General features: G+C 66.3%; 15 protein-coding genes. 12 read left to right on the top strand and 3 right to left on the bottom strand.

Features of this window, described 5'->3' with window-relative positions; translation table 11 throughout:
- Window positions 1-17: 17 nt before the first annotated feature.
- From ABL844_RS09495 to ABL844_RS09445, 11 genes are all read left to right on the top strand, one after another.
- Window positions 18-1,412, top strand: coding sequence for an amidase (locus ABL844_RS09495; RefSeq protein ID WP_418131088.1), 1,395 nt, complete (start codon window positions 18-20; stop codon window positions 1,410-1,412).
- Window positions 1,413-1,440: 28 nt separating this feature from the next.
- Entirely contained in the window at window positions 1,441-2,337 is an 897-nt protein-coding gene (locus tag ABL844_RS09490; RefSeq protein WP_418131087.1) for a tryptophan 2,3-dioxygenase, read from the top strand.
- A 160-nt stretch (window positions 2,338-2,497) separates the two neighbouring features.
- On the top strand, window positions 2,498-3,181 hold the full coding sequence (locus ABL844_RS09485; protein ID WP_093058969.1) for a nitroreductase: 684 nt from the start codon (window positions 2,498-2,500) through the stop codon (window positions 3,179-3,181).
- Window positions 3,182-3,245: 64 nt separating this feature from the next.
- Window positions 3,246-4,196 carry a ring-cleaving dioxygenase gene (locus tag ABL844_RS09480; protein WP_418120821.1) on the top strand — a complete coding sequence of 317 codons (951 nt, stop codon included), beginning with the start codon at window positions 3,246-3,248 and terminating at the stop codon, window positions 4,194-4,196.
- Window positions 4,197-4,289: 93 nt separating this feature from the next.
- Window positions 4,290-4,919 carry an NAD(P)H:quinone oxidoreductase gene (wrbA, locus tag ABL844_RS09475; protein WP_369658987.1) on the top strand — a complete coding sequence of 210 codons (630 nt, stop codon included), beginning with the start codon at window positions 4,290-4,292 and terminating at the stop codon, window positions 4,917-4,919.
- Window positions 4,920-5,054: 135 nt separating this feature from the next.
- Complete coding sequence (locus ABL844_RS09470; protein WP_418131086.1) at window positions 5,055-5,978, top strand: LysR substrate-binding domain-containing protein; 924 nt, start codon at window positions 5,055-5,057, stop codon at window positions 5,976-5,978.
- 120 nt (window positions 5,979-6,098) lie between these two features.
- Window positions 6,099-7,229 carry an iron-containing alcohol dehydrogenase gene (locus tag ABL844_RS09465; protein WP_418131085.1) on the top strand — a complete coding sequence of 377 codons (1,131 nt, stop codon included), beginning with the start codon at window positions 6,099-6,101 and terminating at the stop codon, window positions 7,227-7,229.
- A 116-nt stretch (window positions 7,230-7,345) separates the two neighbouring features.
- The gene (locus tag ABL844_RS09460; RefSeq protein ID WP_418131084.1) at window positions 7,346-8,581 is read left to right on the top strand and encodes a hypothetical protein; all 1,236 of its coding nucleotides are present in this window, start codon (window positions 7,346-7,348) and stop codon (window positions 8,579-8,581) included.
- Window positions 8,582-8,611: 30 nt separating this feature from the next.
- A complete protein-coding gene (locus ABL844_RS09455; protein WP_418131083.1) occupies window positions 8,612-9,418 on the top strand; it encodes a hypothetical protein in 807 nt (268 codons plus the stop codon).
- A gap of 416 nt (window positions 9,419-9,834) precedes the next feature.
- A complete protein-coding gene (locus ABL844_RS09450) occupies window positions 9,835-10,200 on the top strand; it encodes an acyloxyacyl hydrolase (protein ID WP_418120816.1) in 366 nt (121 codons plus the stop codon).
- 157 nt (window positions 10,201-10,357) lie between these two features.
- The gene (locus tag ABL844_RS09445) at window positions 10,358-10,765 is read left to right on the top strand and encodes a cupin domain-containing protein (protein WP_093058929.1); all 408 of its coding nucleotides are present in this window, start codon (window positions 10,358-10,360) and stop codon (window positions 10,763-10,765) included.
- Between the two features lie 14 nt (window positions 10,766-10,779).
- Here ABL844_RS09445 and ABL844_RS09440 read toward each other — a convergent pair whose 3' ends face one another.
- Entirely contained in the window at window positions 10,780-11,589 is an 810-nt protein-coding gene (locus tag ABL844_RS09440; RefSeq protein ID WP_418131082.1) for an AraC family transcriptional regulator, read from the bottom strand.
- A 96-nt stretch (window positions 11,590-11,685) separates the two neighbouring features.
- Here ABL844_RS09440 and ABL844_RS09435 point away from each other — a divergent pair, with 96 nt between their 5' ends.
- Window positions 11,686-12,879, top strand: a complete 1,194-nt coding sequence (locus ABL844_RS09435) for an MFS transporter (protein WP_418131081.1) — start codon at window positions 11,686-11,688, stop codon at window positions 12,877-12,879.
- A 16-nt stretch (window positions 12,880-12,895) separates the two neighbouring features.
- Here ABL844_RS09435 and ABL844_RS09430 read toward each other — a convergent pair whose 3' ends face one another.
- Window positions 12,896-14,659, bottom strand: coding sequence for a GMC family oxidoreductase (locus ABL844_RS09430; RefSeq protein ID WP_418131080.1), 1,764 nt, complete (start codon window positions 14,657-14,659; stop codon window positions 12,896-12,898).
- 11 nt (window positions 14,660-14,670) lie between these two features.
- Window positions 14,671-15,417, bottom strand: coding sequence for a gluconate 2-dehydrogenase subunit 3 family protein (locus ABL844_RS09425; RefSeq protein WP_418131079.1), 747 nt, complete (start codon window positions 15,415-15,417; stop codon window positions 14,671-14,673).
- Between the last annotated feature and the right edge of the window lie 302 nt (window positions 15,418-15,719).

Below are 15,719 nucleotides of genomic sequence, written 5' to 3'. Positions count from 1 at the left end.
CTGTGCCCCTGACTGCCATGACGAACAAGAGCGATCACCGTCCTGTAGGCGCCATCCCCCGCGCCCCTGGCCTTCGCCGTGCGTTGCAGGCGCTGGCCGAGCGGCACATCACGGTGTCGGGCCTGGTCGAGCAGGCGCTGGACGCGGCGGAGTCTTCCAAGCGCATCCTTCGTGCATTCGCCGCCATCGACGAGGAGGGGGCCCTGCGGGCCGCGCGGGAGAGCGAGCGGCGCTACGCGGAAGGACGCACGCGCCCCCTCGAAGGGCTGATCCTTGGCGTCAAGGACCTGATCGACACACAGGGCCTCGAAACCAGCTACGGCTCGGCGGCCTGGCGAGGCCACGTTCCCACAGCCGATGCGGAGTTGGTGGCTTCGCTTCGCGAGCGCGGCGCGATCGTTCTCGGCAAGACCACCACGCACGAGTTCGCGTGGGGCGTCACCACATCCAGCAAGGTTTTCGGCGACACGCTGAACCCTCTGGACCCGACGCGCATTCCCGGCGGATCCAGCGGTGGCGCGGCCGCGGCCATCGCCTACGGTGCCGTGGCAGCGGGACTGGGCACCGACACCGGTGGATCGGTGCGGATTCCGGCGGCGCTTTGCGGCGTCGCAGGCTTCAAGCCCACGTACGGCCTGCTCCCGACGCAAGGGATATTTCCGCTGGCCCCCTCGCTGGACCACCCAGGACTTCTGGGCGAGACGGTCGACGACATCGCCATCCTGGCCGGCGCCTTCTCCATCGATGCGCTCGCAGATCGGGGCTTCACCCGAGCCCGCCTCGGCGTGCTTCGCGAGGTGCCGCCCGTGCCGGCGAGCGCTGAAGTGGCATCGGCCTTCGATGCAGCCGTCGCGACACTCGGCGAGCTCTTCGCCTGCGCGAATGTCGAAGCCGAAGGGCTATTTGACGGCACCTACGAAGCCTTCGCGCACATCGTGCTGACCGAAGGCGGTGCCGGACACTTCAGGCACAACGATGCGGACCGGATTGCCGCGCACTACAGCCGCGAAACCGCGGAGCGCCTTGAGCGGGCCAAGGCGATGACGCTTGGCGAATATGCAGCGGCTCAGCAGACCCGAAGGGACTTCACAGCCAGGCTGCACCGAGCCATGGCTCGCGTCGATTTCCTCGTACTACCGACATGCCCGTGCACCGCGCCGAACCTGCATGAAAGCGCGATTCGCATCGGCGCGTGGACCGGCACCGTGCGCGAGGCGCTGATGGCCTACACCGCGCCTTTCAACGTCGCGGGGTTTCCGGCCATCTCGATACCCCTCGCACCGCGCGACGGCCAACTGCCTTCCGCATTGCAGGTTGTCGCCAGGCCGGGCCATGACGGCGCGCTCCTGCGGGTGGCGCGGCAGATGGAACAGCGGCTTCGCACCCAAGCCCCCGCATCCCCGATGCGCTGACAGATCCCCACGGAAACAGGAGCACAAGATGAGCAACCCCACGCAATCCACGGACCGACCCACGCCGGGCGCCACGCCCGTCGGGCAGACACCCTACAGCGCATGGATACAGACCGACACGCTGCATTCGCTGCATCGCACTGTCAGCGACCATCCCGGCGAGCATGCGTGGATCACCCACGTACAGGTGTCGGAGCTCTACTGGATGCTCATCATCAAGGAGATGCAATCGGCGCAGCGCTTCCTGCGCGCTGACGATCTGCCGCAGGCCTACAGGACACTGCAACGCATCTCGGCCCACCATGCACCACTGGACGCGATCTGGCGCTCGATCGACTGGATGACGCCCAACGACCTGCTGGCCATACTTTCACGCGCCGTCGGCACCTATGGCCAGGACACGGCCCTGCAAGGCTGGACTTACCGGCAGATGGTCTATCTGTTCGGCATCAAGCAGGCCGTGCACCTGCAGCACTTCGAGCCGCAGCCGGAGCGCTTGGCGCAGCTGCGCCAGGCGCTGGCCGAGCCCGGCCTCTACGACGACGTGCTTGCCTACTTGCAGCGGCGCGGAATGAACGTGCCCCGCGCGTTGCTCGAACGCGATGTGAGCGAACCCTATGCCCCGAGCAAGGAAGTCGAGCAGGTGTGGCGCGACATCTACGCGGCGCCGGACAAGCACTCCGAGCTTCAGCAACTCGGCGAAGTGCTGGCCGACATCGCGCAGGGCTTCTGCAACTGGAAGTTCAGGCACCTGATGGCCACGCGCCGCACCTTCGGTGCGCGGCCGGCCTACTTCGGCACCGAAGGCGTCGCGTGGCTCATGCCCACGCTCGAGGAGATTCCGTTCCCCGAGCTCTGGTCGTCGCGCACCTTCATCGGCGATCCGCCACCCGTGTGTCCGCACATGGCCGGACAACGCCGCTGAAAGCGTTCGCGGGCTCCCGGTCGTTCGCGATTCCGGGACCCAATGTGCAAGCAATGGGGTCTTCCCGGGCAGCCGGGGCGTACCTACGATTTCCCACCATCCACCGCGAAAGCGAGAAAGACGAGCCATGTCAGCCAACCTCTTGATGGAGCCCACGCCCATGCACACGACGCCGTTCATCGACGACCTGATCCGGGAGCGGCGCAGCAAGCGCGGCTTCGTGGACCGCGCCGTTCCGCTCGATGTGGTGAAGGACATTCTCTCGGTGGCCAAGTACGCGCCGAGCTCGAGCAACACGCAGCCCTGGCGTTGCTACGTCGTGACCGGCGAGGCCCGCGAGCGCGTCACCAAGGCCGCCGTGGCGGAGTTCCGCGCCAACCACGACAAGCTGGCGCCGGAGTACCCGTTCTTCCCGCAGCCCCTGCACGAACCCTATTCGACGCGTTTCAACACCTTCCGCGGCCAGCTCGGCGATGCGCAAGGCGTGCACCGCAGCGACAAGGTCGGGCGCATGCGCGACGTGGAGCGCCAGTTCCTCTTCTTCGACGCGCCGGTGGGCATCATCTTCACCATGGACCGGCGCCTGGAGTGGGCCAGCTTCCTGTGCTACGGCTGCTTCCTGCAGAACGTCATGCTGGCTGCTAAGGGACGCGGCCTAGACACCTGCCCGCAGCAGATCTGGTCGCTGCAGCACCACGTGCTGCGCGCCGAGCTAGGCATTCCCGCCGACGAAATGGTGATCGCCGGCATGTCGATGGGCTGGGCCGACAACGACCTGCCCGAGAACCGCATGACCCTGCAGAAGCACGAGGTCGAGAGTTTCGCGTCATTCATCGAGCAGTGACGAGCCCCCTGCCGCCACCGCGGCAGTCCCATTCATCCGCATCCAACAAGAGAGGATTCATCCCATGTCGATCATCAAAGGCTTCCACCATCTGACGGCCTGCGTCAGCGGCGCTCAGGAAGACGTGGACTTCTACGTCAAGCTGCTAGGCCAGAGCCTGGTCAAGAAAACGGTGCTGCTGGACGGCGAAGACCCCGTCTACCACCTCTACTACGGCAACGCCCAGGGCGATGCCGGCACGCTGGTGACCTCGTTTCCCTTCCGGCAGAAGGGCGTGAAAGGCCGTCGCGGCTCGGGTCAGATCAAGGTGATCAACTACTCGGTGCCGGCAGGCTCGCTTCACTTCTGGCGCGATCGCTTTCGCGCCCACGGCGTGACCTTCGATGCCGACGTGGTCGAGCGCTTCGGCGAGCAGCGACAGCGCTTCCAGCACCCGTGCGGCATCGAGTTCGACCTGGTGGCATCCGACCGCGACACACGCCCGCCCTGCACGGCCGAGGACATCCCCGCCCAGTACGCGATCCGCGGCGTGCACAGCATCACGCTGTCGCTGCGCGAGGTGGCCGAATCGATCATCTTCATGCAGGACGCCCTGGCGTTTCGCTATGCCGGCGAGTCGGGCCCGCACCACCGCTTCGAGACCGCCGATGGAACACCCGGCACGATCGTCGAATTCCTGCACGAGCCGGACCGGCTGCAGGGCTCGTCGATCTACGGCGAGGGCACCATCCACCACGTCGCCTTCGCAGTGGACAACGTGGAGCAGCAGATGCAGATCAAGGAAAAGCTGATGTCGATGGGTCACATCGACACGTCCGAGTCGGTCAACCGCAACTACTTCCGCTCGATGTATTTCAAGATGCCCGGCGGCGTGATGTTCGAGGCCGCCACCACCGACATCGGCTTCGCGATCGACGAGGAGCCCGGCCATTTCGGCTCGGAGTTCCAGCTTCCTCCATGGCTGCGCGCCCGCAGGGACGAACTGCTGGGCCGCCTGGAACCCATCACGGTCTGAACGCCGCACCGCCTTCTCCGACGCCACCCGCAGCAGCAGCTCCGGGGAAGCGCTCGCCCTTTTTCTTCTTGTCACTCGCCCACTGGCCAAGCCATGTCCAAACCCAAAGTCCTCATTGCCTTCTATTCGCGCAACAGCTCCACCGAACGCCTTGCCAACGCCATCGCGCAAGGCGCGGCAGCCGAAGGGGCCGAAGTGCGCCTGCGCCGCGCCCGGGAGTTCGTCGCTCCGGAGATCATGCGCGATGTGCCCGAGTGGTCCGAGCGCGCCGGCGCGATGAACGCGAAGTACGAGGCGCCGACCGAAGCCGACGCCGACTGGGCAGATGCCATCGTCTTCGGCACGCCGACGCGCTTTGGCTCCATTGCATCGGAGCTCAAGGCCTACATCGATTCCCTGGGCGGCCTCTGGTTCCAGGGCAAGCTCAACGGAAAGGTCGGCTCGGTGTTCGGCTCGACCTCGTCCAGGCACGGTGGCAACGAGGCGACGCTGCTCTCTCTGTACGGCCCCATGGCGCACCTCGGGCTCATCATCGTCCCGCTCGGATACGCCGACCCCGCGATGTTCGCCGCGGGCACGCCCTACGGCGCGACGCACGTCTCCCACAAGGACTCGGTGATGCCCGCGGCCGAAGAGCTCGCAGTGGCCGCCTACCAGGGGCGTCGCGTGGCGCTCACCGCACGGGCGCTGCGCCTGCCGAAAGCCGTTGCCGAAGCGGCCTGACGGAATCGGGAAGCGGGCTGCAGGAGTGTTGATGGCACCCGTTGCGCGGATTGCCCCTGGCGCTATGCTCGGGTCGTACGGCCGCCTCGCGCGGCGTCCCACCGCCCGCTTTCCAGCGCTCTTTGCAGGCCGCCGATGTTGGATCTGAAGGATGTCTTCTACTTCGTGCAGGTCGTCGACCGTGGCGGCTTCACGGCCGCCGGCACGGCGCTGCGCCTTCCGAAGTCGACATTGAGCCATCGCGTCCAGGAACTCGAAAGCTACCTGGGCGTGCGGCTTCTCAACAGGACCTCGCGCCAGTTCGGCATGACCGACATCGGCAAGGAGTTCTACGAGTACGCCGTGGCGATGCTGCACAGCTCCGAGGTCGCCGAAGAGGCCGTACGCCAGCGCCTGACCGAACCCAGCGGCGTGATCCGCCTGACCACGGCGGTGGAGATCGCGCAGTTCGCGCTGCGCGAGATTCTTCCTGTCTTTCTCAACCAGTATCCGAAGGTGCGCGTGATCGAGATCGCGACCGACCGGTACGTGGACATTGTGGGCGAAGGCTTCGACCTGGCAATTCGCGGCCATACAGCTCCATTGCAGAACTCCACGCTGGTACAACGTGCGCTCGCGGACGTACCGTGGTACCTGTTCGCGAGTCCAGCCTATCTCAAGAAGAATGGCGTTCCCGAAAGCCCGGCCGATCTTGCGCAGCACGCAACCGTGGCGATGGTGCGCAACGGCCCGCTCCAATGGCAGTTGCAGGGGCCGCACCGCGAGGAGATCGTGATGCCCATCGATCCGCGCTTCCAGAGCAACAACATGGTCGCGCTCAAGGAAGCCGCGTGCGCCAGCCTGGGCATCGCTGCGCTACCGGGCTATATCTGTCGCTCGGAACTGCGCTCCGGCGCCCTTCAGCAGCTGCTGCCCGACTGGTCGGCCGCGGATGCGCGCATTTCAGCACTCATTCCCTTTCGCACCGGGCTGCTGCCCGCGGTTCGTTCGCTGGTGGATTTCTTGGCGGTGGAGATCCCGGTCATCACGGCCTTCGATCACCCATCGCGCTTCCCCTGAACCCCTGCGACGTCGCGCGCCGTCGTCCACGCGCATGGACGCTGCGTCTGGCAAACAGCGGCTTGTGACCTGGAGGTGGCCGGCCTATCTTGTCGGTCCGACATACAACGCGCGACCGACATGAATCACTTGAACTGCTTGCCGCAAGAAGGCATCTACTGGGGCCAACACATCCTGCAGAGCGTCGTCGCACGGCTCGGCGACCATGGCATCCATCGACCCATCACGTTCACGGTGGCGCCCCTGGAAGGCCTCTACCGCAGCTGTGTCCAACCCAACCTGAAGGAGCAGGCGGGCAGCTTCACGGAACTGCCCGCCCACGTGCCCGACGTGGCGGTGCAGGAAGGCCTCTACGCCTGCCTGCAAGCAGGCGCCGCATCGATCGTCGCACTCGGCGGCGGATCGGTGCTCGACGCGGCCAAGGCGGTATCGCATCTGCACCACGAGAAGACCGGGCATTACTTGCCCATCGCCGCCCTGCCCACCACGCTGTCGGGCTCCGAGTTCTCGCACTACTTCGGCATCACCGAGACGGACGGCCCGCAGAAATTCAAGCGCAGCTATGCGGTGCGCGAGACGGTACCCAAGGTGGTCGTGATCGATCCGGTGCTCGTGTCCGACACCCCGCGCGCGCTGCTGCTCGCATCGGCCGTCAAGGGCATGGACCATGCGGTGGAGGGCATGCGCAAGGTCACGAAGGAGCATCCCCACGCGATCATGGCGGCCAGCGGGCTGGCGCGGTTTCTCCGCGTCCTGCACAAATGGCCACAGGCCGTGGAAACACGCGCGGCGCTCGAGCAAGGGCTGGTGACGGCCGACGATCTGCTGCAGTTGCAGCTCGCGGCATGGCAGTGCTACTTCTCGCCGGCCTCGGTCATCTACGGCCTCAGCCACCGCATCGGCCACATCCTGGGCGGCACCTTCGGCCTGCCGCACAGCGTGACCTCCTGCATCACGCTGGCGCCAGTGATCCGTGCGTGCGCGGATTCCTACGGAGACAAGCTCGGCGTCTTCGCCGCGACGCCCTCCAGTACTTCGCAGAATGCAGATGTGGCTGCCCATCTGGCCGACCAGATCTCGCAGGTGGTGAAGTTGCTCGGCCTGCCCAACCGCATCAGCGCGTTCGACCTCGATCCGGCCAAGCTTCCCGAGGTCGCCCGGCTGCTGAAGAAAAACTATCCCAACGAAGTGGCCGATCTCGGCGACAACGCGAGCGTCAAGCTCGACGAACTGCTCCAGAGTCTGTGGTGAGTCGACGGCGGCATTGGTGCCTTGCGGACAACGCCATGGTCCCTTGCCGATGCCTACCGCCGAGACGCGGGCGTTCCTAGCATCGATGGGGTCCATCCCTCTTCCTGGAGCCCTCCATGCGTCTCAGCACCATCACCGCCGTCCTCGTCTGCGGCCTTTGCACGGCCCTCGGCGCCGCAGCGGCGGACGTAAAGTCCATCTCCCGCCTTGCCGCGGGTCCCGGCAACACCCTGTTCATCGCCGACTGGAAAGCCGCCCGCGTCCACGCGATCTCGTTGCCAGCGGCGCAGCAGCAGCCCGCGGGCTCCGCATTCAACATCCTCGACCTCGAGTCGCTGCTCTCCGCCCAGGTCGGCGGCGCCAAGGTCACGGTGGAGGACATGGTCGTGCGGCCCGGCACCGCGCAGGTGTACGTCGCCGTAAGCTACGGCAGCGCGAAGACGCCGGCGCTCATCATGGTCACCAGCGACAAGAAGGCGCACCGCATCGACCTGAAGGCAGCGGCCTCGACCTCCGTCGCCCTGCGCGATGCCCCCACCACGGACTACAGCTTCTGGAGGGAAACGCCGGAGCGCAGCTTCACCGTCACCGACATGAAGTGGCGCGACGGCGAGCTCTTCGTGGCCGGCCTTTCGAACCAAGACTTCGCCTCGACGCTGCGCCGGATCAGATACCCGTTCGATTCGAAGCAGTCGATCACCTCGGTGGAGATCTACCACGCGGGCCACAACCTGATCGAGACGCGCGCCCCCATTCGCGCGATGAGCTTCGCGAGCTGGGGCGGCAAGCCGTACCTGGTCGCCGCCTACACCTGCACCCCGCTGGTGACGATCCCGCTCGACGATCTCAAGGACGGCGCGCACATCCGTGGCAAGACCGTCGCCGAGCTCGGCTATGGCAACACGCCGGCCGACATGATTTCCTACTCGCGCACCGAACAGGGCAAGACCGAGGACTTCCTGCTGCTGGCGAACTTCGACCGTGTGTCGAACATCATCCCCGTGTCGCAGCTGGAGGCGACGGGTTCGCGGCCCGGCATCGAAAAGCAGGTGCCCTTCGGGCAGCTCGCGGGCGTCGAGGTGATGCAGGCGCCCCTGGCCGGCACGCTGCGGCTGGACAACCTCGACGAGAAATCGTTCGCCGTGGTACGCCGTCGGCTCGAGAAGGACGCGCTGCAACTCGTCTCCATCGGCAAGGAGCTGAGCTTCCGGCTGACCGACCACGTCTCGGAATACGCCTTCGCGGAGTACAGCTTCAAGGGCAACGACTTCCAGTTGCAGAACATCAAGCCTCGGCAGGACATGCTGCTGAAGGACGAAGGCTTCCCGGACCTGATCAAGGCATCGGAGTAAGCGGTGCCTCTTCGTCGATCGTGCGGCGCCATGGCGCTCGCCGCGGCACTGCACGTCTCGCACGCCGCTTCCCTCGCGCCACCAGCTGCAGCCGCACCATCTCCGGCGGCCGCGCAGGTGGTGCGCGTGCAGCCGTCCGCGAGCCAGGTGCCGGCCAATCTGCTGCGTCTTTCCATCGAGTTTTCCACACGGATCGAAGGCCCGGTGCTCCCAAGGATCGCGCTGCTGCGTCCTGATGGGAAGCCCCTTGCGCAACCCTTTCTCGAGCAGGAACTCTGGTCCCCCAGCGGCCGGATTCTGACGGTGCTGCTGCATCCAGGGCGCGTCAAGACCGGGCTGAACGCGCGCGAGGCCCTGGGACCGATCCTGGTTGACGGCGACGAAGTGACATTGACGCTCGATGGCCGCCCCATCCAGCACTGGCGCGTCGGCCCCGCGGACACGAACGGTCCCGTGGCTTCGGCGTGGCGCCTGTCGCCGGTTCGCGCCGCGTCGAGGCAGCCGCTCGTCGTGATCTTGGACGGCCCCATCGACGGCCGGGACACCGATTACCTCGCGGTCGCTGACTGGCGCGGCCGACGCGTGAACGGCCGCGCGCTGTTGAAAGACGGCGAGAGCATCTGGACATTCACTCCGCACACGCCTTGGCGCGTGGGCGAGTACAGGCTCGTCGCGCGCGGCACCCTTGAGGATTCGGCCGGCAATCGCCTGAACGGGCGCTTCGAGACGCCCGCCGACGCGCCAGCAACCGCAGCGGCCGACGCCGCGCTGGCGTTCACCGTGGCTCCCGAGCCCTCATCGACCGGTACGCACAGGCACGCCATGCGCCTGCCCTGACTCTCTGACTCTCTGACTCTCTGACTCTCTGACTCTCTGACTCTCTGACTCTCTGACTCTCTGACTCTCTGACTCTCTGACTCTCTGACTCTCTGAATCTCTGAATCTCTGAATCTCTGATGCCTTCGACGACACGGTGATGCGTGCCGTTCGATACCGCCGTAGCACAAATACAAATGTTCGATCCAACTCTCCGTGTGGCCCTCCGGGGGTCTCAGCTCCGTCTCAAGCACCATGCCGCGGCAGCGGCCCTGCTCGGCCTCGGTGCATGCCTCCCACCGGCGGCTAGCGCCGAAACCTCATTGCTCCAACCCTCTTCTTTCTTCACGCAATTCGGCTCTGCGCACAGCACCCGCGCCCTGACGGCAGGGCTTACCTGGGACATGCCTTATCGGTGGCAACTCGGCACCGGAGAAGTGAGCAGCTATCTCGAAGCCTCGTACTCGTACTGGAACGTCCAATCGCGGGACCGGGCCGGGCTCTCGCAGCTGTCGCAGTTCGCGCTGGTGCCCGCGCTGCGCTACCGGCCAGACGACGGTGCCTCCCCGTGGTTCGTCGAGGCGGGTGTCGGCTTGACGGCGACCTCATCCGTCTATCGAACGAGGCAGAAAAGTTTCTCGACCAGCTTCAACTTCGGAACGCACCTGGCAGTGGGCCGCAGCTTCGGCGAGCGCGGCCAGCACGAAATCTCGTTGCGGCTGGAGCACTTCTCGAACGCCGGCATCAAGCATCCGAACCCTGGAGAGAACTTCATCCAAGTCCGCTACGCACGGCGCTTCTAGCGCGTCGCACTACCTCAAAGGGATAGACCGGCCTGCCCCGTCGAGGGCATGGCCTCCCGGCGCTCACCCGGCAAAGTGAGCCTTCAGGAAGATCGACGCTTCGCGTCGATCGTTTGCAACCCGGCCCGACATGACGGGCCATAGAAAGGAAGAACCAATGTCTTTGATCAGGAAAACCGGAAGCCGAATCCTGCTGGCGTGCAGCGTCTTGCTCGCACAGCACGCAATGGCCGCGCCTGCGGCCATCGTGACGCCGCTGCTGACACACGACCTGCCCAACATTCCCGGCAAGGAAGTGCTGATGATCAGCGTCGAGTACCCCCCGGGCGCGGTCGATCCCGTCCACAAGCACGATGCGCACGCGTTCGTGTACGTGCTAGAGGGATCGATCGTCATGGGCGTCAAGGGCGGCAAGGAAGTCACTCTCACCAAGGGCCAGACCTTCTACGAGGGGCCGAACGACATCCACACCGTCGGGCGCAACGCGAGCAGCACGCAGCCGGCCCGATTCACTGTGACACTGATCAAGGACAAGGGCGTCGACTTCTTCATTCCGGTGAAGTAAGCAGTGGGGCAAGCTCACCGGCCGTGCGCAAGGCGCTGTTCGGCGAGGTAGCGCGCCGGCGGCTTGCCCATCGCCTTCTTGAACATCGCGATGAACGCACCCACCGAGTCGTAGCCCAGGTCGACGGCCACCTGCTGCACCGACTGCCCCGAAGACAGCCACTGCAACGCCACGATCAGCTGCAGCCGCTGGCGCCATCGGCCGAAGGACATGCCCGTCTCGTGCCGGACCAGCCGTGCGAAGGTGCGCTCGCTCATCGCAAGGCGCGATGCCCACTGCGTGGCGGTGGCGCGGTCGGCGGGGTCGGCCATCAACCCCGTGACGAGCCTGCGCAGGCGCGGCTCGTCGGACACCGGCAAGTGCATCGGCTCCGCGGGCATGCGCACGAGCTGGTCGAGCACCACGGCATGCAGGCGCCCGATCTCGCCGCCAGGCACATCGCCCCCGGGCCGCGTGGCCAGATGGAGGATGAGTTCTCGCAGCAGGGGCGAGATGCCCACTGCGCAGCAGTCCCTCGGCATGTCTGCGGCATCACTCGCCACGAACAGAAAGCACACATCCGCATCGGTCGTCACGCGGTTTCCATGTGGCACGTTGCCTGGAATCCAGAGCCCGCCGTGGACGGGCGCCATCCACAGCGCGCCAGGCACCTCGCAGGTCATAGCGCCACGCAGCACCATCACCAGCTGCCCCTGCGCATGCGTGTGCGTCGCGAGCGCTTCGGCGCGTCCATGGGTACGGATCCGCCAAGCCGCCACGTCGGCATCCATCTTGTCGAACTCGAAGTTCCAGGGGCCTGTTCGGTGGGGACTCACGTTTTTCATTTTGACCGGATTCGCGAATTTTCTGTCGGTCGGCCGTCATCTCGAAAAGGGCGCCGTCGCTAGATTCAAAAGCAACACAGCATCACTTCCAACACCATGCATTCCTCGACATCACAGGTGCACTCCTCGCAACATTCTGCGCTGCTGCTCATCGGCATCCTGTGCACCGCCGCGAGCCTGCGCGCACCGATCACCGCGCTGGGCCCGCTGCTCGAACCTGTCCGCGCGAGCTTCGCGCTCAGCGCCTCCGCGGCCGGCCTGCTGACCACGCTGCCGTTGTTCGCGTTCGCCGTGGTCTCGCCCTTCGCGGCCGGCGTTGCGCATCGCTTCGGCCTGGAGCGCGTGCTGTTCGCGGCCCTTGTCCTGCTGATCGCCGGCATCGCCGTGCGGTCGGCGGGCACCACGTCTGCGCTGTACGCTGGCACCTGCGTCATCGGCAGCGCCATCGCCGTCGCCAACGTGCTGCTGCCCAGCCTGCTGAAGCGCGACTTTCCCACGCACGTGGCCAGGCTCACGGCCTGCTATGCGCTGGCGATGATCACCGCCGCCGGCCTGGCGTCCGGCGTCGCCGTCCCGCTGGACCAGGCGCTCGGTGCCGGATGGCCGGCCTCGCTGGGCAGCGTCGCTGTGCTTCCGCTGGCCGCCGCCATCTTGTGGCTTCCACAACTGCGTCTTCGCAAGACCTCGGCGCCCGGCCTCGCGACGGAGGCACCGGCTGCGTCGGTATGGAAGGCTCCGCTGGCCTGGCAGGTCGCCGCCTACCTCGGGCTGACCTGCTTCATCCATTTCGCCGCCATCGCGTGGCTGCCGTCGATCCTTCAGGAGGTCGGAGATTCGAGAGCACGTGCAGGCGCGCTGCACGGATGGATGCAGCTGGCGGGCGCCATTCCCGCGCTGCTGCTGATGCCGCTGCTGCAACGCATGCCCGACCAGCGCTGGATCTCCTTCGCCTCTCCGGCGCTGAGCGCACTAGGCCTGGTCGGCCTGCTCGCGATGCCTTCACTGGCACCCCTCTGGGTCTTCGCGTTCGGCATGGGAATGGGCGCCGCGCTGATCCTGAGCCTTGCCTTCGTAGGGCTGCGTGCAGCCAACCAGAAGACTGCGGCGTCGCTCTCGGGCATGTCGCAATGCATCGGCTACCTGCTCGCGGCCGTCGGTCCGACATTCATCGGTTTCCTTCACGAGTCGTCGGGGAGCTGGGCCACGCCGCTCGTGGTCTGTACGGTGCTTTGCATCGCGATGTGCGCGCTGGGTCTCTCGGTAGGCCGGGCCAGGCATATCGGGGCCTGAGCCACGCGGCCGCCGCTCACAACATCCGCGGCTGGCGGGCATAGCGCACGAGGTCGTCGCCCAAGCGCAGCGCCAGCGCCGCGAGCGGCCCTGTGGGGTTGTAGCCGGCGTTGTGCGCGTAGACCGAAGCGCCGACCACGAAGAGATTCTGCGCATCCCAGTGCTGCAGCCGGGGAGACACCACGCTCGTTGCGGGATCGACGCCCATGATGGTCCCACCGGTGGTGTGCGTGGTCTGGTACTGCCTCGCGTCGAAGTCGCCGCGCCGTGGTTGGGGCGCGCCGACGATGGTGGCGCCCATGGCGCGCGCGATGCCCGCGGCCTTGCCTGTCACGTACTCGCTCATCCGGTGGTCGTTGTCGTGGAAATTGAAGGTCATTCGCAGCAAGGGCTGGCCGTAGGCGTCGCGGTAGACCGGATCGAGGTCGAGGTAGTTCTCGCGGTGCGGGTAGTTGCTTCCGTGCACGGCCACGTTGAAGGCGTGCGCGTACCAGTCCGCGTTGGCCTGCTTCCAGGCGGTGCCCCAGCGCGGCGTTCCGGCCGGCAGAAGACGCGAATTGATCGGGCGGCCATTGGTCACGTTCGCGTAGATGTAGCCGCCACCGAAGAAGCCCAGGCCGGTGTGGTCGAAGTTGTCGCCATTGAACTCGTCCACCACCATCTGCGAAGCGCCCGTGGCCATGAAGGGGTTGATCCAGCGGTCCTTGAAGAAAACGGGTACGGACGACATCACCTGGTAGCAGAAGTTCTTGCCCACCGCGCCCTTGCCGGTCTTCGGGTCGTAGGGCTTGCCGATGCCGCTCGCGAGGAGCAGCCTGGTGTTCGTCATCGTGAAGCCGGAGAGCACGACGACGTCGGCCGGCTGTTCATACTCCTGCGCAGTCTCAAGGTCGATGAACCGCACGCCGGTCACACGCCTGGCCGTGCGGTCGTAGTCGATGCCGGTCACATGTGCGTGCAGCCGAATCTCGAAGTCGCGGTGCTTCTGCAGCATTGGATAGAGCAACACCGCGGGGCTGGCCTTGGCATTGGCCTCGCAGAAGAAGCGCTCGCAATGCCCGCAGTACTGGCACGGCGCCAGGTTCACTCCATCCGGATTGGTGTAGGCGCGCGGCGAATTGGCTGCCGGCAGCGGGAACGGCTTGTACCCCAGGCTCTGCGCGGCGGCCTGGAAGATCCGGCCCGATTCCAGGATCTCCAGCGGTGGCTGGGGAAAATCCCGCTGTCGCGGTGCTTCGAATGGATTGCCACCATCGATGAGCCGTCCGCCGATGTTGCCCGCCTGCCCCGCGATGCCGAAGAGGCGCTCGAAGAGGTCGTGATAGGGCTCCATCTCCGCGTAGCTGACGCCCCAGTCCTGGACCGTCATCTCGCGGGGTATGGCCGCCTTGCCATAACGGCTCTCGAGGTGGGTGCGCAGCGCGGGGTCGTATTCCGCCCAGCGCCAGGTCTGCCCGTTCCAGTGGTTGGCCGCGCCACCCATGCCGTCCCCAGGCAGGAACGCCTCCATGCGTCGGATGGGCAGCGCCTGCTCGGAGACTGCGTGGCGCAGCGTGTAAGTCTCGGTGGCCCAGTTCTGCACCAGGCCGTTGCGCACGCCCCAGCGCAACTCGTCGCGCTGGTTGGGCAAGGTCGCGGCGGCACTGCCGGCGAGATCGCCGCCGCGTTCTAGCACGAGCACGTCGATGCCGGTGTTCATCAGTTGCCGCGCGGCAAGGCCCGCGGTGAGGCCGCCGCCGACGAAAACGACGGTGCGCCTGGGTAGTTTCTTGAGTGTCATGGCATCCGCCTTCAGCTGAAGTCCTCGATCGACTGCGGCGCCGCTGCGCCTGGATAGGGCCGGCCGCGGTACTCCACGACATTGCGTGCGTGCAAGGCCGGCAGCCCCGGGTAGCCGACTGCGCGCCAGAAAACCTTGTCGCGGTTGCCGCCGTAGAGCGGGTCCGCGAAACAGGCCTGCACGAACAGCGGATAGAAGCAGTTGTCGAACCACTCGCCGAGCGCGAAACGTTCGTCGTCCCATCGGCCGGCCGCGACGTCCTGGAGCAGCACGTCGAGCTCGGCGGGGGTGAGTTGTTCGATGGCCTTGCCCATGCGCCGACGGATCTCCCGATTCAATGCGGCGACGCCGGCCTTGAACTGCTCCTCCGGCGTCAATGGCGACTGCGAGCCGTGCTGCGGCTTGCCGGGTCGCCACGGGCCTTGCCGGTAGAGCCGGTCGCCGCGCCCCCAGGCACCGGCCAACTGTCGGTCGATGTAGATGTGCAGGCCGCAATCGACGCCGTTCGGCGTGAGCGAGTCGGCTGGACACATCATGTTGACCAGGGCCTCGACACAGGATGCCTCCCGGGGCCCTAGCGACAGGTAGTCTGACTCGCGGGACTTTTCAGCGTCGCGGGCTGCGGCGTCTTGCGCCGGAGCAGGTGGAGTGCCGGCGCCGCCAAGCAGCATGGGCGCCGCAAGCGCCGCGCCGGACGCGCCGCCGAGCCGGCGCAGGAAAAGACGCCGCGCGGGCGGCTCTCGGTCATCGATGGGCATGAGATTCTTTCTTGAAGGAGGACGCGGCCGAGTGCGCGCAATGCAGGCAGCCATCGCCAACTTTCGGCTCTGACCTGCGGTACTGCTGGGCGCTCATGCTATGGAGCCGGGGCGTCGACCGGTAGGCCGGTTTCGGGAACCAGCGGGTTGCGCAGCCAGCATCAATGGCACGCGGGCAGGTTCGCGCTCACCAGGGTGCTCGCGCCCTCACAGTTGCCTGGCTGGAAACACCGCGATGCGGCAGAGCAGCCTTCCGCACCATGCATCGCCTGCCTAGCATCGACTCCCACGTGTCACGACAT

Source organism: Variovorax sp. 278MFTsu5.1, from assembly GCF_048305045.1.
Lineage (GTDB): Bacteria > Pseudomonadota > Gammaproteobacteria > Burkholderiales > Burkholderiaceae_C > Variovorax > Variovorax guangxiensis.
Note: the sequence above shows the minus strand (reverse complement) of the source record. Positions and strands in the feature narration are given on the sequence as shown.